This is a genomic window from Bradyrhizobium sp. UFLA05-108, from assembly GCF_059803455.1.
In genome coordinates, this window is sequence record NZ_JBANAZ010000038.1 from 1 (window position 1) to 15,403 (window position 15,403).

Sequence of the window (15,403 nt, forward strand, 5' to 3'; positions counted from 1 at the left end):
GGATTCCATTTTTCCGCGGAGCGATGGATTCCGGGCTCGCGCTGAAGCGCGCCCCGGAATGACGACTGTGCTTGGTTATGCGACCAGCCCTCTCATCGGTCTTGCGCTGGCGCTGTCGGGGAACACCGTCTCCGCCAGCACGCGATCACCAAGGCCGAACTGGTCTTGCAGCACACCTTTGATGACTGCGCGCAGGTCGGTCGTCGGCTTGAGGTCGCGGCCTTCGTAGAGATTTGCGAGCTTCAATCCCGGCCAGTCGGAGATCACACGGCCGCCTTTCACGGCGCCCCCGGCGAGCAGCGCGATGGTGCCGGTGCCGTGGTCGGTACCATCGGTGCCGTTGATGCGTGCAGTGCGGCCGAATTCGGTTGCAACGACGACGACGGTGTCGCGCCAGCGATCTCCCAAACCGCTTTCGAACTCGGCGAGCGCGCCGTCGAGGCCGCCGAGCAGGAATGCGAGCCGCCCGACCGGACCGCCCTCATTGGCATGCGTATCCCAACCGTCGAAAGCGAGCGCGGCGATGCGCGGGCCGTCGTCGGCCGCCATCAGTTTTGCGGCACCCTTCGCGACCAGGCGCATCTGCGCGACCGCGTTGCCTCCCTTCGGCTTCATGTCGTCGCCGCTTGCCGCCTTCTCGAACTGCAAGCCTTGCGACAATGCAGAGGCAAGCGCGGGGTCGCGGTGACGATAGAGATCGACGAGCCGCATCGCGGTGTCGTCATCGGCCTGCGGCAGCGCGACCGGCGCCCAGCCGACGGTCGGCGCGGCGCCGCGCAGCACCAAGGGCGTGGTGGGACCGACCGCAAGCCCGCTGGAGACGCGCTCGCCGCGCGGCAGCGCTTCCAGCGCACGGTTGAGCCAGCCGGATTGCACGCGGCCGGGGCCCGCATAGCCGCTTTCGAGCACGTCCTGGCCGTCGAAATGCGAGCGGTCGCGGTAGGGCGTCGACACCGCATGGATCACCGCGGCATGCTTGTCGCGATACATGCGCGCGAATTCCGGCATCGAGGGATGCAGCGCGAAGAACGAGTCCAGCATGAGCGCAGGATGCTCACCATCGCGTCTCAACGCGATCGAGCCGTGCAGGCCGGCATAATCGGGATCACCAAGCGGCGCGACGGTCGCAAGGCCGTCGAGCGCGCCGCGCAGAATCACCATGATCAGGCGCGGATCGCGGCCGTCGGCCGCGCGCGCGAATTTCGGCAAATACGCCCAGGCGGCGAAGGAGACGCCACCAAGCAGCAGCGCACGTCGCGAAGTGAGGAGCCGATTCTCGGCGCAATCCATCGTCATCTCCTCTGGAATTCAGGCGACATCAGGAGCAGCGCCAGTGCCTGCTGGCGCGATTCCGCACGCTCGATGGTCCGCCGCGTCTCGGTCGAGGCCGCATCTGCCGCGGCGAATTCCAGCAGGTCAAGCGGATCGATATTGTTGCCGAGCCGCGAGCCGATCTGGACCGCGATGTCGAGCCTGAGCTTCATGCCCTCGGGCGCGGTCCAGGCGGCGTTGGTGTCGGGAAAACCGTTCGGCCCGGCCGGCGACCACAGCGGCTGACCGAGCAGATTGAGGCTGCCCAGGTACTGTCCGGGATCTTCAGGCACGCGCGCGAGCAGCCTGCCGCTCGCGACCAGGAATTCGTAAGGCGAACGCATCTTGGTCAGAGGCGCGGTCCAGGCCTCGTTGGAATCGACGAGGGCTGTCGCAAGCGCCTTGAGGTCGCCGTCGGTCTTCGTGAATACATCGCGCAGGCGCGCCACGAGCGCGGGCGGCGGATCATCCGCGACGAAGTGACGAGCGAACTTCGTGGCGATGAAGGTCGCGGTCGAGGGATGGCGCGCGATGTCGGCGAGCGCCGCTTCGCCCTGCGCCAGCCCCGCCGCGTCATAGGTTTTGCCGAGCAGCACCTGCGGCCCGGGCTGGTGGGCATTGGCGTTGAAGACGAAATTGCCGGGCTCGCCCAACCGGCCCTGCCGGCCGGCGAAGGTCCATCCCGTGATGATGCGCGCAAGCGAGGTGACGTCCTCCTGCGTGTAACCGCCATTCACGCCGAGCGTATGCAACTCCATGATCTCGCGCGCGAGATTTTCGTTGAGCCCGCGCTTGCGGTTCTGGCCCGCGCGCGAATCCGGACCCAGCGATTGCTGGTTGTCGAGAAAGAACAGCATCGCCGGATGCTGCTCGACAGCCTTGAGCATGTCGGCGAAGCGGCCGAGCACATGGGGGCGGATCGCCTCGCGCTCGAATGCGCCGGCCCAGATCCGCGCCAGCTCGCCCTTGGCTGCCGAGATGCAGAAATGGTTGGACCAGAACGCGACGAGGCGCTCGGTGAAGCCGCAATCGGCGAGCGTGGCGCGTTGCAGCCGCGCCAAAGCCTCGGCACGAAACGTCTTCTGGATCACATTGAGCGGTTGCGGCGCAGGCTTCGCGGTGGCCGGGGGCGGCGCATTGGGCTGCATGCCCTCAGCAGGTTTTGCTGCGGCGTCGGACGCCTTCATCTCCGGCGACTGGCCGGCGATGTCCATCGCGACGGCATTGAGCGACAAATTCCGGCGCGCTGCGGGCTTCTGATCGGCTGGTGCGGGCTGCGCTGGCGGCTGCTGGGCTTCGCCTGGTTTCGCTTCACCTGATTTCGATTCATCTGGCGTGCCGGCCTTGGCGGCAGCCTCGCGCGCCGCTTTCACCTGTGCCTGATATTCGAACACGGCCTGGCCGAGCTGCGGCGTCGATTGCAGGCCCGGCGCCTCCAGCAGCACGCCGTTCGGCCGGCCGAGCTCCGCCTTCACGAAGCCGCGCGGGTCGGACGCGGCATTGACGAAGTCGCCGGATGCGCCGCCGCGCGCGCCAAAGCCGAACCGGTTGAGGGCAACGAGCGCGGCTTGCGGATCGCGGGCCATTGTTCTGTCCTTGCACTTCCTAGCGGCATGCGCGGCGATTATTATACCGCCGTCAATGATGAACCCGGCATGAAAATGTCGGCGAAGCTTCGGCGCGAATGATGACAAATCGGAAAGAAATCCTCACCGCACCCGCCGCACCTTTGCGTCAAATCGCCTGTTCCCGCTGCGGCACGGCGTTTTCATGCGGATTGTCCGGTGCCTGTTGGTGCGCCGAGGAGCCTGCGCGGCTGCCGATGCCGGTCGAGGGCGAGGACTGCCTGTGCCGCGATTGCCTGCGCAAGGCGGCCGCGGATGCGGCGGCACGTAGCCCGGATGGAGCGCAAGCGTAATCCGGGCTACGAAACCTACACCTGGTGCCCCGGTGACTTCCGCGCCATGCCGCCGAACGCGTCGAGCAGCTTTTCACGCCATGCGTAGACGGGGTCGTCCGCCTCCAGCAGCTTGAACGGGCTCACCACGCGCGCCCATTGGAAGCCACCGAACACGATGTAGTCGGCGTAGTTCGGCGCGTTGCCGCCGAGGAAGGCTTGCGTTTTCAGAGTGAGACGCATGATGTCGAGCGATTTGCGAAAGGCGACGACGGCGGTGTCGCGGCTCGCCATGATCTCCTCCAGCGACTTGCCGAAACGCGCCTCTCGCGTCCGGCGAAAATAATCCGCATCGACCTGCGCCAAATTCTGCGGAATGTCGGCGATGATCAGCGGAAAGATGCCACCGACGATCGCGATATCGCCCCACCCGTTCAGCATCCGCGCCATCGCGCGGCCACCCTCCCCGCCGAACAGCGACGGGCGATCTGGAAAGGTGTCTTCGAGATAGTTGGCGATGGTCCAGGAATCGACGACCGGCCTGTCGTCGTGCAGCAGCACGGGCACCTTTTGCGAGCCGTGTGGCGCAATCGCGGCTTTCTCGGTGAAGCGCCAGGGCAGGGTGTCCGCGGCGAGGCCCTTATGCGCAAGCGCCATGCGCGTACGCCAGCAATATGGGCTGAAGGGCCGCGCTGCGTCGGTGCCGACGAGTTCGAAGAGTTTGAGTGACATGAGCGGTCTTCCCAGCCAGACCTTCTTCCTGAGGAGCGCGGAACGCGCGTCTCGAAGGATGAAGGCCCGATTATCGACCTCGCCCTTCGAGACGCGCGCAAGATGCGCGCTCCTCAGGGTGAGGGTCTCCCATTCTGGATTGCTTCGCTGACGCTCGCAATGACGATGTGGAGAGGCCTCACCTTCCGTTGACGCGCAAGAACCTCTCGCCGTCTTCCGTCACCGCGATGATCAGGCCCATGCCGGGCAGCGTCTCGCGTGCGACATAGCCGCGGTCGGCGGCGTCTTCCCAGATGGTCAGGCGTGGGCACGACGTCTTCCAGGTCGAAATCACCTCGGCATAGACGCGGGGCTCGCGCGCGATCCATTCGACGAAATCCAGAACCAGCGGGTCTGCGCTGTCAGTCATTGCACACCTCCGTTGTCAAAGGCCGCCATCACGGGCGTGCGAACCAGGAGCCAGCTTCCATAGGCGATATAGTAGCATGCGATTGTGGTGATCAGCCGCATCGACCAGGCGATGAATTGCTGATCGCTCATCGCCTCCAGGATACGCCGCGCCAGCGTGGTTCCGAGCATCGAGGCCACGATCGCGACGCCGGCCAGAACGGGATCGAGCGAAGCCGCCTGGTCGATCACGCCGCCGAAATAGATCAGCTTGGTGAAATGGCTCACCACCTGGCACACCGCCTTGGTAGCCACCTTCTCGCGCCGGCCGAATTCACCGCCCAGAAAGAACGTGTCGAGCAGCGGCCCCGAGACGCCGGTCATCAGCATCAATCCCATGCAGATCGTGCCGTAGACGGTGCCCTGCCAGACACTGTCCGGGTCGGGCTTGACGCTCGACGGCAGCAGCCGCGCCATGAACGGGGTGACGCCGAGCAGGAGCAGCGCGGTCGGCTTGTCCGGCACGTAGCGGGAGATCGACCATGCCGCGAGCGCAACGGCGCAGCCGATCAAATAGACCCCGACCGGCCGCCAGCGGATATGCGCGCGCCAGAGCAGCGCGCGCCAGCCATTCGAGGCGATCTGCGTGATCGCGTGCAGCACCATCGCGGATGGCAGCGGCATCAGCGCCAGCAGCACGCCGATCAGGATCAGTCCGCCCGCCATGCCGAACAGCCCCGACAGAAACGCGGTGGCGACCATCAGCAATCCAAGGGCAGCGATCATGATGGGCGTCACGACGGGATCTCCTGTGGTGGCTCAAGTCTGGGACGCAAGCTGCCTCTCGCGCCGCCCTTGCGGGAAGGCGCAGGCACCTCAAGATCAGCTTGGAATTGCACTCATTCTTGTGACTCGCTTGTGGAACTCTCGCAAACTGAGTTATCTTGGCCTGGCATCAGCTTTCCTGAGGGTATGTTTTTGCGGCGGCTGCTCTTTCTCAACGGCATCAAGGCATTCGAGGCGGCGGCGCGGACCGGCAGCTTTGCCGCCGCAGGCATCGAGTTGAGCGTCTCGGCCGCCGCGGTCAGCCGCATGGTGCACCTGCTCGAAGAGCGGCTTGGCGTCGCGCTGTTCGAGCGCAAGGCCAACAAGCTCGTGCTCACGCAAGCCGGCCGCGCCTATCAGAGCGGGTTGACACCGATCTTCGACGCGCTGGCGAGCCTCACCGCGCAGGTGACGGCGCCCTCCAGCGTGCGCGTGCTGACCATCGGCGTCGGCCACACCTTTGCGATGCGCTGGCTGATCCCGCGTCTCTCCGAATTCCGCAGCGAGGAGCCGGATATCGAGGTGCGCTTCACCACCGGCGGCGCCGCGGTCCCGTTCGGCGAGGACTGGAGCTGCGGCATCAAGCTCGGCACCGGCGACTGGCCGGGGCTGGTCGCCGAGCCGCTGTTTGCCGGCGATCTCACGCCGGTCTGCGTACCTCGCCTCGCCACATCCCTGAAGCGGCCGGCCGACCTCAAGGGCCCAAGCCTGATCCGCGTCGCGCATTCGCCGGAGGATTGGCCGCTCTGGCTGAAGGCGGCAAATGTCAGCCGCATCACCGCGCGCGGGCCCGAGTTCCAGTTCTACGGGCAGGCGCTCCAGGCCGCGGTCGACGGGCTCGGCATCGCCATGGGCATCCGCCCCTATATCGACGACGATCTCGCCGCCGGCCGGCTGGTGGCGCCGTTCGACCTCTCGGTGCCCAAGGGCATGCGCTGGTATCTGGTGTATCGCAGCTTCCAGACCGAGCAGCGCGACTTTGCCGCGTTCCGCCGCTGGATCATGCGCACCGCTGCGGAACCCGCGGCGCGCAAGCGCAGGGGTGGGCGCCTCGCCGCGCGCGCCTGAAACGAAAAACGAAAAAGCCGCCCTCGTGTGAACGGCTTCACACGCGCCTTTGCGCGGACGTGGTCTCCTAACCCTCCAACGAGAAATTGGGGACTACCACTATGACGACACTTTACGACGGCTTTGACATTGAATCGTTCGAGGCTGGCAAGGGCCTGTGGCATGCCCGTATCCGGCGCGCGGACTTGAGCCTGCTCGCCATCGACGGCGTGCTGTTTCCGGCGATGGAGGTCGGCTTCGCCTGGCCCGATCCGGAAGCCGCGATTGCCGATGCCAAGCACCATATCGACCGTTTCCGACGGCGGACGGAGCTGGACGAAGAGGACCTTTGACCGGGGACTTTTGACACAGCACGGCGGCAGAACGAGGACTGAAGTCATGTCGCAGATCGAGTTCGAAGAAACGCAACCGCTGGCCCAATCCTGTGAACGCTCCGTGCTGTCGAGCTGCCCGGAATGCAACGGAGAGCTCACCGTGCTCCGCGTGATCGGCGGCCGGGCTGGCTGCGAGTACTGGACCATGCGCTGCACGCACTGCGGCGGGATCCATCTCGACATTGTCGAGCCGCAAGCGGCCGTCGGAGACGACGGCTCGCTGCCGGCGGCGTGAGTCTGCTGCCAACCTGCTGTCAGCAGGCTGACCCGTGCAGGGGCATTCGCCCTTTCCTGAGCGGCGGACTCGTCCCATATTCGGGGCATGGCGAAGAAACCTGCTCCCCCCGAAAAATCCGGTAAAGCCCCGAAATCCAAAGCACATCGACCCGACGTGCAGCCAATCGGGCCGGCGCTGGCCGAGCTGCTCAATCCCGCGATCAATCGCGGCGAGAGCGGCATCGGCTCGTCCACGGGGCTCCAGCCGCCGCCGGACAATTCGCGCGACCGTCGCGCCGGCGGCGAGGCCGCAGCGCATCGCGCGCGCGCCTCGACTCCGAAGGATTTTCCGCAGGATTCGACTCGTGGCTCACCCCCCTCCCCGACCAAGGGGGGAGGGAGCGGAGAGGCTGGTGCGTTCGAGGAAGCGCCGCAGGCCAATTACGGCACTGCCGCGACCGTACCGTTCCTCGATCCGGAACTGGCGCGTCAACTCGGGCTGCCCACCGAGGAAGACGATGCCGAGGCTCTGGCACGGCCACCGCGCAGCAAGATGGAGGCGCTGGGCGTCAAGGCCACCGCGGACGCGCTGGAGACGCTGATCCGCGAGGGACGACCGGAGTTCCGCAAGGACGACGGCTCGATGCGGGTGTGGACGCCGCACCGGCCCCCGCGCCCGGAAAAGTCCGAAGGCGGCGTGCGCTTCGAGATCAAGTCGGAATACCAGCCAAAGGGCGACCAGCCGACGGCGATTGCCGAGCTCGTCGAAGGCGTCGAGCGCAACGAGCGTTCGCAGGTTCTGCTCGGCGTCACCGGCTCGGGCAAGACCTACACCATGGCAAAGGTGATCGAGGCGACGCAGCGCCCTGCCCTGATCCTCGCGCCGAACAAGACGCTCGCCGCCCAGCTCTACGGTGAGTTCAAGAATTTCTTCCCGGACAACGCGGTCGAATACTTCGTCTCGTATTACGACTATTACCAACCCGAAGCCTACGTCCCGCGCACCGACACCTATATCGAGAAGGATTCGTCCATCAACGAGCAGATCGACCGCATGCGCCATTCGGCGACGCGCGCGCTGCTCGAACGCGACGACGTCATCATCGTCGCCTCGGTGTCCTGCATCTACGGTATCGGCTCGGTCGAGACCTATACCGCGATGACCTTCGCGCTGAAGAAGGGCGAGCGCATCGACCAGCGCCAGCTCATCGCCGACCTCGTCGCCCTGCAATACAAGCGCACCCAGGCCGATTTCACCCGCGGCACCTTCCGTGTGCGCGGCGACGTCATCGACATCTTCCCGGCGCACTATGAGGACCGCGCCTGGCGCGTGAACCTGTTCGGTGACACGGTGGAGAATATCGAGGAGTTCGATCCACTCACCGGCCACAAGCAGGACGAGCTCGAATTCATCAAGATCTACGCCAACTCGCACTATGTGACGCCGCGCCCGACGCTGGTGCAGGCGATCAAGTCCATCAAGTTCGAATTGAAGCAGCGGCTCGATCAGCTCCACGACCAGGGACGCCTCCTGGAAGCGCAGCGGCTGGAGCAACGCACCACCTTCGACCTCGAGATGATGGAGGCGACGGGAAGCTGCGCCGGCATCGAGAACTATTCGCGCTATCTCACCGGACGCCGGCCCGGCGAGCCGCCACCGACGCTGTTCGAATACGTCCCCGACAACGCGCTGATCTTCGCCGACGAGAGCCACGTCACCATTCCGCAGATCGGCGCCATGTTCCGCGGCGACTTCCGCCGCAAGGCAACGCTCGCCGAATACGGCTTCCGCCTGCCCTCCTGCATGGACAACCGCCCCTTGCGGTTCGAGGAGTGGGACATGATGCGGCCGCAGACGGTCGCGGTGTCAGCGACGCCCAGCGGCTGGGAGCTCAACGAGAGCGGCGGCGTGTTCGTCGAGCAGGTGATCCGCCCCACCGGCCTGATCGATCCGCCCGTCGACATCCGCCCCGCCCGCACCCAGGTCGACGATCTCGTCGGCGAGGTCCGCGCCACCGCGCAGGCCGGCTATCGCTCGCTGATCACGGTGCTGACCAAGCGCATGGCCGAGGACCTCACCGAATATCTGCACGAGCAGGGCATTCGCGTGCGCTACATGCACTCCGATATCGACACCATCGAGCGCATCGAGATCATCCGCGATCTGCGGCTCGGCGCGTTCGATGCGCTGGTCGGCATCAACCTCTTGCGCGAGGGCCTCGACATTCCCGAATGCGCGCTGGTCGCGATCCTGGACGCCGACAAGGAAGGCTTTCTGCGCAGCGAGACCTCGCTGATCCAGACCATCGGCCGCGCCGCGCGCAATGTCGACGGCAAGGTGATCCTCTATGCCGACCAGATGACCGGTTCGATGGAGCGCGCGATCGCCGAGACCAACCGCCGCCGCGAGAAGCAGGTCGAGTACAACAACGCCAACGGCATCACGCCGGAGAGCGTGAAGAAGCAGATCGGCGACATCCTCAACTCCGTCTACGAGCGCGACCACGTGCTGGTGGAGGTCGGCGGCCATGACATGACCGACGACGTCATTTCCATCGGCCACAATTTCGAGGCCGTGCTCGCCGATCTCGAGACGCGCATGCGCGAGGCCGCTGCCGACCTGAACTTCGAGGAAGCTGCCCGCCTGCGCGACGAGGTCAAACGCCTGCGCGCCACCGAGCTCGCGGTGGTCGATGATCCGACCGCAAAACAACGCACCGTGCAGGGCAAGGCCGGTACGTACGCCGGCACGAAGAAATACGGCGACGCCGCCAACCTTCCCGTCAGCGCGATGAAGAAGAAGACCGTGGGCTCCGCGCTGAAAGCGAGCGGCGGAGCCAGTGGCGGCTCAAAGGTGCACAAGCCGCATCTCGACGAGATGCATGGTCCGGAGTCGCTGCCCTACCGCGCGAACCGCGCGCTGCCGGCAAAGCCGTTCGGCGGCGAAAGCCGGATCATCCAGCCAACCGACTCGCGGCAGTCGGGACCGGAGTTCGGCCCAGCGCCGAAGTCGACCGGCGGCGCGCCGGGACGACGGGGCGGGTGGAAGAAGCGGTAGAGCTACCCGCTCGCATTTCACCAACGGAGCAAGAACCGCGATGCATTCGGGGCTCGCCGCTTTGCGGCGCCCCGGAATGACGACGAGAGATTGCCGCCTCCCCGCACGCATTACCGTGCCAAGCCGATAACGGCACATATGTCCGCATTACGCGCAACAATTGCACACACGCTTGTGAAGCGGGAGTGTGAGCAGCCGGCCTGCCGGTGTGACCTACTTCACCAAAGGATTTCCGCGTTTCAATTACGAGTTGCTGGGGTGGAAATCTTACAGGAGCGATAGACATGGCAACGGCAGTGAAACGTGGTGCAATTCCGAGCCCGCGACACGAACTGGCAGCGGCGATGCCGCATGTGGCGCTGGCTCACGTCCCCGCGCATCACCTGTTCTTCCCCAAGAAGCTTTCGATCTGGCACAACGACCTCCATGGCGACTGCGTGACCGCGGAAGAGGCCTTCGCCAAGGCCTGCCACAAGCCGGAGATCTTCATCAGCGACGCCGAGGTGGAGAAATGGGCGAAGGCCCACGGCGTCTACGAGGGCGCGGTGCTCATCAACGTACTGAAGGCGATGCAGAAGGAAGGCTTCAGCCAGAGCGACCACTCCTATGACGACGGCCACGCGAGCACGGTCGACTGGACCAACCCGGCGGTGCTGAAGAGCGCGCTGTATCACGGTCCGGTCAAGATTGGCGTCGCCGCCGACCAGCTCGAGACCACCTGCCGCGCGCACAACTTCAAGACTGGCTGGTTCGCCACCGGCTACACGGCCGACAATAACGAGGATCATTGCGTGAGCCTGTGCGGCTACGGCACCATGAGCTGGCTGGCACATCAGCTCGATACCTCGGTGCCATCAGGCATCGACGGTTCACAACCCGCCTACGCGATGTTCACCTGGGGCAGCATCGGCATTATCGACGTGCCGTCGATGGTGGCGATCACCCACGAAGCGTGGCTGCGGACGCCGACCACCGTCGTCGTCTGATTGAGCCACGGGCTCGCCCTACCTCTCCCGCTTGCGGGGGAGGTCGCGGCGCAAAGCGACGCGGGTGGGGGCTCTCTCCACTCAGGAAATCCCGATTGCGGAAAAACCCTCTCCCCCGCCCTCTCCCGCAAGCGGGAGATGGAGCGCACCTGCAACGCGGTCTGCATCCGATCTCATCGCGCTTACCCGACGCTCGCCACGACTACGGCCAGCACCGACAGCATCAGCACGATCGTCAGCAGTTGCAGCGAAGCGGTCGGCTGCGTCCGCCACTCGGCGATCTTGTCGGACAGCGACAATTGACCATCGAAGAACTTTGGCTCGTAGATCAGCTTGAACAGGCTCGGGAGCTTCGGCCCCAGCGACACCGCGAGCACCGCCTGGACCAGCGAGGCACCGATCACGAACATTGCGACGCCGGCGTCGCCGACGAGGTCCTTGTTGCCGGCGAGCTTGAGCATCAGCGCGGCGGTCGCAAAGGTCGGAAAGCTCTGCAAGATCGCGGTCAACGCCAGGCCTTCGAGCAGGTTTTGCAGGCGGGATTTCCGAGCGGCGGCAGTCACGGCCATGGCGCGTCTCCCTGATGACACGCGTATGACACTAGCCCTTGCCGGCGTCCCCTGATGTGAGCTGGGTCACGAGCTCCGCTACAGCTTGCCCTGCCCGTTCACCTGGCTCTGTTGCTGCTGCTTCTCCTGCTCCTTGGCATGATGCCGGCCGTAGAGGCAGCCGGCCGCGGCGCCGAGCACGCCGTGATGGCCCGCATAGTGACCGGCGACGCCACCGACAACGGCGCCCTTGATGCAGCCCTTGGCGTTGGCGGCCGGCGGCACGACGAGCGAGAGCGTGGCGGCGAGGATGAGAAGCGGGAATTTCATGGACTTGTGCCTCCGGGTTCGATGTCGCCTTTCCAACGAACGCAGCGGCGCCGGAGTTCCCTGAACCATCGGCATGGCACCAGGCGCCGCCCACCACGTCTGTCACGTCATCGCAGAGGCGCATCCCGCACCAGAAATCCTTGCAGGAAAATAGTCACACAATTTGCAATTGCATGTCACGAACCTGATATTGCGCCGCCGCGTCAAAACCCCTGTAATCCCCGGTGTTTTTGCGGATTGCTGGTGTTGGGCGCGCCGCGATAGTTTTGCTATGCGCGGGCCAACGAGGGCGGGCGGAGCATGACGGTTGAGAGTTTGAACAGGCAGCGCGTGCTGCATCTCCTCGAGACTTTTGCGCGCGGCGATCTCGATGCCGCACTGGCGTGCTGCACCGACGACGTCGACTTCCTCACCCACGTGCCGATTGACGTGCTGCCGCACATGGTGCCGCGGCACGGCAAGGCCGAGCTGCGAAAACTCTGGCAGACGGTGTGGTCGCGCTACTCCGAAATCCGCTACGAGGCGGCGCATGTCGTCTCCGACGGCGAAGAGGTCGCGACATACTTGCGCGCCTTCTTCAGGAAGCGCACCAACGAGCGCATCGTGCAGTTCGACATGGCCGTATTCTATCGCTTGCGCGACGGGCTCGTATCAGAGATCCGCGAGATCATCGATTCCTATGATCTGGTGCAGCAGGTGCTCGAGCGTGAGATCGCTCCGCTGATCGTGGGCGAGCGGATCGAGGGGTAGCGCGCTGTCTCCTCAAGGTCGTCCTCGCGAAAGCCGGCTTTCGCCAGGACGACATCGCATGTGCGGGCGCTTCGCTCACACTGCAGCGGGCAGGGCGGAACTCCCATTGAACCTCCCTTCTTTTTGCCCAGACCCATCTCGGGGCGTTGTGGACGCCGGCTAACTGAATGCGGGCCGATGAAAATCGCGTTGCTTGCCGTTTTGGGGTTGTTTCTGGGGTCGCTGGCCGGAGCCGCGCTCGGCATCGGGGCCGGACTCGCCTGGGTCGAAATCTTCAAGACCACGAATTTCGAGGGCTATAGCGGCATGCTGGTGTTCTTCACCTTCATGCCCCTGGGGGCCGGGATCGGCGGAATCGCCGGCGCCGTGCTGTTCGGCCTGCTTGCGATGCGCGATGACGCGATCGCGGTCGAGCGGGAACCCGTCGCCCGGACCGACCGGTAAATTACGGGGTTCTATTGTAAATTTCACAAAGCGCGTTCAATTGCGCATTGCAAAAACGTGAATTGCGTTTTCGCAAATCGCGCCTATTTGTTTGCCTACAAATGAATTCGGCAACCCCGCGGCGCCTACTGTGCATGGGGTTGTTTTCCGTTTTTTTGCAGCCAGTTTCAGGAACGACCCAAATGACAGAGCACAGTCTCTGGCGTTTCTCGCGCGCGTTGCATGGCGCGATCAACGACCGGCACTTTGAGGATCTGGAGACCCTGATCGACGAGGACGTCGACTGGGCGATCTACGGCCCGATCGACATGTTTCCCTTCCTCGGCGCCCGCCACGGCAAGGAGGCCGTGCTCGACGTCATACGTCAGATCGCGGACAATTTCCGCGTCCGCCGTTTCGACCGCGAGACCATCATGCTGGGCGTGGATTCCGCCTCGTCCATGCTGCGCTATTCGCTCACGGCGCTCGATTCCGACAAGCCGATCTCGCTGCGGGTGGCGCAGTTCGCGCAGTTCAAGGCCGGCAGGCTGCTCAGCATGCGCGTGCTGGTCGACACCTTCGATCTCGTCGAGCAGGCGCTCGGCCGTCCCATTCATCTGCCGAAGATGAGCCGGTTGGGGTGAGGGCACCAACGGGTCCCGTCTCTCCCGGGCCCGACGACGCGCGCGTGAGCGCCTGGCCACCAGCCCCGCTGGGTCGTTCCGCTAGTCGCCATGTCGCCGGGCGTGCGCTTTTGCGCGCGGCCCGTTGGTCTTCCCTTTGATGTGACGTTTCGCCCTCCCCTTGTCCTTCAAGCCTTGCCGCCACAATTTTGCGACGATATCTCCGCATCGTGGATGCGGAATGAATCGCATGATCGTGTCGGAAAACCCCGCACAGTTTTCCCGATCATGCGGTGGGCTTGCGGGCAGGACGATGGAATTCTCGACAGGGTTTGGCTGGACCAGGCTGCCGATGCTGGCGGCCGCGTTTATGTTGGCATCCATGACGGTGGTGCCGGCGCAGATCGTCCCGATGCAGCCCGACCAGGCCGCCGCCGCGGCCGAGGAAACGGCCGACGTCAACGATCCCGACGTGCTGAAAGGCATCGACGTCGACAAGCTCGACTGGAGCCAGCTCAACATCGACGCCGCCACGCTCAATGAGCTGATGGCGGCGAAGAAGCGCGCGCAGGCGGCCAATGGCGAGCCGAACTGGTCGAACGACCGGCGCGCCAACGGGACATCGGCGGTGACGGTGAAGCAATCGATCACCCCGTTCTGGAATACCCAGGTCGGCGCCGACATGACGGTGGCGCGCGAGCCCACCACGATGTCCGAGCTTCTGGCGGAGAAGGCCGCCAATGGCGGCAGCGTGCCGCAATCCTCCGGCAGCGCCTGGGCCACGGCGACCGCACCGGGCGCGGGCGCGATCTGGGACAAGACCGCCGTGGAAGCCCGCGTCGATCCCGGCGCCGAAAACAGCAGGCTCGGCGCCTCTCTCAGCAAATCGGTGCCGTTATCGGACGAGCATTCCCTGACGCTGCAGAACGGCTACAGCGTCAACCAGCAGGGCACGACGCCGATTCCGGGCATCGCCGGCCGCACCACCCGCAATTACGAGACCGACCAGTCCGCCAAGGTCACCTTCGGCGAGACCGGCACGAGCATCATCGCCGGCCAGACCATGTCGACATCAGACGACAAATGGCTGCGCAAGGTTGGCGCCGAACAGAAGTTGTTCGACAACGTCACCGTCTCCGGCTCCGTCGGCGAGACCGCGCAGGGCACCACGAACAAGAGCCTGACGGCTGGGTTCAAGAAGAGCTGGTGATGGCTTCGTCTCCCGCCTGCGGAAGACGAAGCGCCGCCACGGCAAAGCCGCCGAATGGTCGATCCTTGCCGCATCTCGGCCCATATGCGGTCAAAATCAGACGCCCTGATGCGTCCCGCCTTACAGACGTCGTCGTGCGGGGGACACTCGCGCTGCGCCCAACGCGAACAGGGAAACAACGATGAACGCCATTCGTTCGGAAAAGATTGAATCAACTGAGACCGAGGTCACGGACAGCAACCTCGCCGCGGTCACTGAGGTCGAGGCCGGCATCCGCGACTTCGTGCGCAACGACATCGCCTATCTGCGCCGCCCGGCCGCGGGCAGCGAGCCGGCGCTCGATTCGTCGGCGGAAGCGACCGTCACCAACGTCAACTCGCTGATCCAGCGCGTCGCCGGCACTTCGCTCGCCGAGATCGAGAACCTGATCTCCGAGCTCGAGAGCCTGCGCGACCTGCTGCATGCCGAAGGCCAGCGCGTCCAGCGCGAGATCTCCGGCTACGCCCAGCTCAGCCAGGCCGCGATGAAGTCGACTCGCATGATCTCCGATAACGTCGCGCAGTGGAAACGCGCCGCCGACGGCTTGCGCAACAGCTGATCGCCGTAACGCAACGTTTGACCGCCGCGTCCCCCCGGGAGTGCGGCGGTTTTACTTCTGGAAGATG

At 65.0% G+C, this 15,403-nt stretch carries 18 protein-coding genes; 11 read left to right on the plus strand and 7 right to left on the minus strand.

Annotation, left to right across the window (positions count from 1 at the left end; all coding sequences use genetic code 11):
• Positions 1 to 75: 75 nt before the first annotated feature.
• Both SO140_RS25710 and SO140_RS25715 read right to left on the minus strand, forming a co-directional pair.
• Positions 76 to 1,296 (minus strand): DUF1501 domain-containing protein, encoded by a 1,221-nt coding sequence (locus SO140_RS25710; protein ID WP_449377879.1) that lies wholly within the window; start codon positions 1,294 to 1,296, stop codon positions 76 to 78.
• On the minus strand, positions 1,293 to 2,897 hold the full coding sequence (locus SO140_RS25715) for a DUF1800 domain-containing protein (RefSeq protein ID WP_449377878.1): 1,605 nt from the start codon (positions 2,895 to 2,897) through the stop codon (positions 1,293 to 1,295). The genes SO140_RS25710 and SO140_RS25715 overlap by 4 nt, the downstream gene beginning before the upstream one ends.
• A gap of 101 nt (positions 2,898 to 2,998) precedes the next feature.
• On the opposite strand from SO140_RS25715, the gene SO140_RS25720 reads away from it, so the two are divergent.
• A complete protein-coding gene (locus tag SO140_RS25720; protein ID WP_449377877.1) occupies positions 2,999 to 3,229 on the plus strand; it encodes a cysteine-rich CWC family protein in 231 nt (76 codons plus the stop codon).
• Positions 3,230 to 3,244: 15 nt separating this feature from the next.
• On the opposite strand, the gene SO140_RS25725 is transcribed toward SO140_RS25720, so the two are convergent.
• The 3 genes from SO140_RS25725 to SO140_RS25735 all read right to left on the minus strand — a co-directional run bounded on the left by SO140_RS25725 (position 3,245) and on the right by SO140_RS25735 (position 5,125).
• Positions 3,245 to 3,940: a glutathione S-transferase family protein gene (locus tag SO140_RS25725; protein WP_449377876.1), complete on the minus strand. Its 696-nt coding sequence runs from the start codon at positions 3,938 to 3,940 to the stop codon at positions 3,245 to 3,247.
• A gap of 178 nt (positions 3,941 to 4,118) precedes the next feature.
• The gene (locus tag SO140_RS25730; protein ID WP_449377875.1) at positions 4,119 to 4,349 is read right to left on the minus strand and encodes a hypothetical protein; all 231 of its coding nucleotides are present in this window, start codon (positions 4,347 to 4,349) and stop codon (positions 4,119 to 4,121) included.
• Positions 4,346 to 5,125 (minus strand): TSUP family transporter, encoded by a 780-nt coding sequence (locus tag SO140_RS25735; RefSeq protein ID WP_449377874.1) that lies wholly within the window; start codon positions 5,123 to 5,125, stop codon positions 4,346 to 4,348. Before SO140_RS25735 ends, SO140_RS25730 begins: the two co-directional genes overlap by 4 nt.
• Before the next feature lie 180 nt (positions 5,126 to 5,305).
• Here SO140_RS25735 and SO140_RS25740 point away from each other — a divergent pair, with 180 nt between their 5' ends.
• From SO140_RS25740 to SO140_RS25760, 5 genes are all read left to right on the plus strand, one after another.
• A complete protein-coding gene (locus SO140_RS25740; protein ID WP_449377873.1) occupies positions 5,306 to 6,220 on the plus strand; it encodes a LysR substrate-binding domain-containing protein in 915 nt (304 codons plus the stop codon).
• 101 nt (positions 6,221 to 6,321) lie between these two features.
• The gene (locus SO140_RS25745; protein ID WP_449377872.1) at positions 6,322 to 6,552 is read left to right on the plus strand and encodes a hypothetical protein; all 231 of its coding nucleotides are present in this window, start codon (positions 6,322 to 6,324) and stop codon (positions 6,550 to 6,552) included.
• Positions 6,553 to 6,598: 46 nt separating this feature from the next.
• Positions 6,599 to 6,829, plus strand: a complete 231-nt coding sequence (locus SO140_RS25750) for a hypothetical protein (protein ID WP_449377871.1) — start codon at positions 6,599 to 6,601, stop codon at positions 6,827 to 6,829.
• Between the two features lie 87 nt (positions 6,830 to 6,916).
• Complete coding sequence (gene uvrB / locus SO140_RS25755; RefSeq protein ID WP_449377870.1) at positions 6,917 to 9,868, plus strand: excinuclease ABC subunit UvrB; 2,952 nt, start codon at positions 6,917 to 6,919, stop codon at positions 9,866 to 9,868.
• Between the two features lie 284 nt (positions 9,869 to 10,152).
• The gene (locus SO140_RS25760) at positions 10,153 to 10,854 is read left to right on the plus strand and encodes a hypothetical protein (RefSeq protein ID WP_449377869.1); all 702 of its coding nucleotides are present in this window, start codon (positions 10,153 to 10,155) and stop codon (positions 10,852 to 10,854) included.
• A gap of 182 nt (positions 10,855 to 11,036) precedes the next feature.
• On the opposite strand, the gene SO140_RS25765 is transcribed toward SO140_RS25760, so the two are convergent.
• Positions 11,037 to 11,423 (minus strand): hypothetical protein, encoded by a 387-nt coding sequence (locus SO140_RS25765; RefSeq protein ID WP_449377868.1) that lies wholly within the window; start codon positions 11,421 to 11,423, stop codon positions 11,037 to 11,039.
• Between the two features lie 78 nt (positions 11,424 to 11,501).
• Entirely contained in the window at positions 11,502 to 11,732 is a 231-nt protein-coding gene (locus SO140_RS25770) for a hypothetical protein (protein WP_449377867.1), read from the minus strand.
• A 300-nt stretch (positions 11,733 to 12,032) separates the two neighbouring features.
• Between SO140_RS25770 and SO140_RS25775 the strand changes: the two genes are divergently transcribed.
• From SO140_RS25775 to SO140_RS25795, 5 genes are all read left to right on the plus strand, one after another.
• Positions 12,033 to 12,482: a nuclear transport factor 2 family protein gene (locus tag SO140_RS25775; protein ID WP_449377866.1), complete on the plus strand. Its 450-nt coding sequence runs from the start codon at positions 12,033 to 12,035 to the stop codon at positions 12,480 to 12,482.
• A 177-nt stretch (positions 12,483 to 12,659) separates the two neighbouring features.
• Complete coding sequence (locus SO140_RS25780; protein ID WP_449377865.1) at positions 12,660 to 12,926, plus strand: hypothetical protein; 267 nt, start codon at positions 12,660 to 12,662, stop codon at positions 12,924 to 12,926.
• Between the two features lie 182 nt (positions 12,927 to 13,108).
• Positions 13,109 to 13,549, plus strand: coding sequence for a nuclear transport factor 2 family protein (locus SO140_RS25785; RefSeq protein WP_449377864.1), 441 nt, complete (start codon positions 13,109 to 13,111; stop codon positions 13,547 to 13,549).
• 292 nt (positions 13,550 to 13,841) lie between these two features.
• Positions 13,842 to 14,738 (plus strand): hypothetical protein, encoded by an 897-nt coding sequence (locus tag SO140_RS25790; protein ID WP_474798399.1) that lies wholly within the window; start codon positions 13,842 to 13,844, stop codon positions 14,736 to 14,738.
• Positions 14,739 to 14,919: 181 nt separating this feature from the next.
• Positions 14,920 to 15,336, plus strand: coding sequence for a hypothetical protein (locus SO140_RS25795; RefSeq protein WP_449377863.1), 417 nt, complete (start codon positions 14,920 to 14,922; stop codon positions 15,334 to 15,336).
• Positions 15,337 to 15,403: the final 67 nt, after the last annotated feature.

Excerpts from the sequence above, each read along its gene's own strand:
- SO140_RS25780 (WP_449377865.1), top strand. The coding sequence starts at position 12,660 with ATGAAAATCGCGTTGCTTGCCGTTTTGGGGTTGTTTCTGGGGTCGCTG.
- SO140_RS25770 (WP_449377867.1), bottom strand. The coding sequence starts at position 11,732 with ATGAAATTCCCGCTTCTCATCCTCGCCGCCACGCTCTCGCTCGTCGTG.
- SO140_RS25750 (WP_449377871.1), top strand. The coding sequence starts at position 6,599 with ATGTCGCAGATCGAGTTCGAAGAAACGCAACCGCTGGCCCAATCCTGT.
- SO140_RS25765 (WP_449377868.1), bottom strand. The coding sequence starts at position 11,423 with ATGGCCGTGACTGCCGCCGCTCGGAAATCCCGCCTGCAAAACCTGCTC.
- SO140_RS25790 (WP_474798399.1), top strand. The coding sequence starts at position 13,842 with ATGGAATTCTCGACAGGGTTTGGCTGGACCAGGCTGCCGATGCTGGCG.
- SO140_RS25775 (WP_449377866.1), top strand. The coding sequence starts at position 12,033 with ATGACGGTTGAGAGTTTGAACAGGCAGCGCGTGCTGCATCTCCTCGAG.
- SO140_RS25730 (WP_449377875.1), bottom strand. The coding sequence starts at position 4,349 with ATGACTGACAGCGCAGACCCGCTGGTTCTGGATTTCGTCGAATGGATC.
- SO140_RS25745 (WP_449377872.1), top strand. The coding sequence starts at position 6,322 with ATGACGACACTTTACGACGGCTTTGACATTGAATCGTTCGAGGCTGGC.
- SO140_RS25785 (WP_449377864.1), top strand. The coding sequence starts at position 13,109 with ATGACAGAGCACAGTCTCTGGCGTTTCTCGCGCGCGTTGCATGGCGCG.
- SO140_RS25715 (WP_449377878.1), bottom strand. The coding sequence starts at position 2,897 with ATGGCCCGCGATCCGCAAGCCGCGCTCGTTGCCCTCAACCGGTTCGGC.
- SO140_RS25720 (WP_449377877.1), top strand. The coding sequence starts at position 2,999 with ATGACAAATCGGAAAGAAATCCTCACCGCACCCGCCGCACCTTTGCGT.
- SO140_RS25760 (WP_449377869.1), top strand. The coding sequence starts at position 10,153 with ATGGCAACGGCAGTGAAACGTGGTGCAATTCCGAGCCCGCGACACGAA.
- SO140_RS25710 (WP_449377879.1), bottom strand. The coding sequence starts at position 1,296 with ATGACGATGGATTGCGCCGAGAATCGGCTCCTCACTTCGCGACGTGCG.
- SO140_RS25725 (WP_449377876.1), bottom strand. The coding sequence starts at position 3,940 with ATGTCACTCAAACTCTTCGAACTCGTCGGCACCGACGCAGCGCGGCCC.
- SO140_RS25795 (WP_449377863.1), top strand. The coding sequence starts at position 14,920 with ATGAACGCCATTCGTTCGGAAAAGATTGAATCAACTGAGACCGAGGTC.
- uvrB (WP_449377870.1), top strand. The coding sequence starts at position 6,917 with ATGGCGAAGAAACCTGCTCCCCCCGAAAAATCCGGTAAAGCCCCGAAA.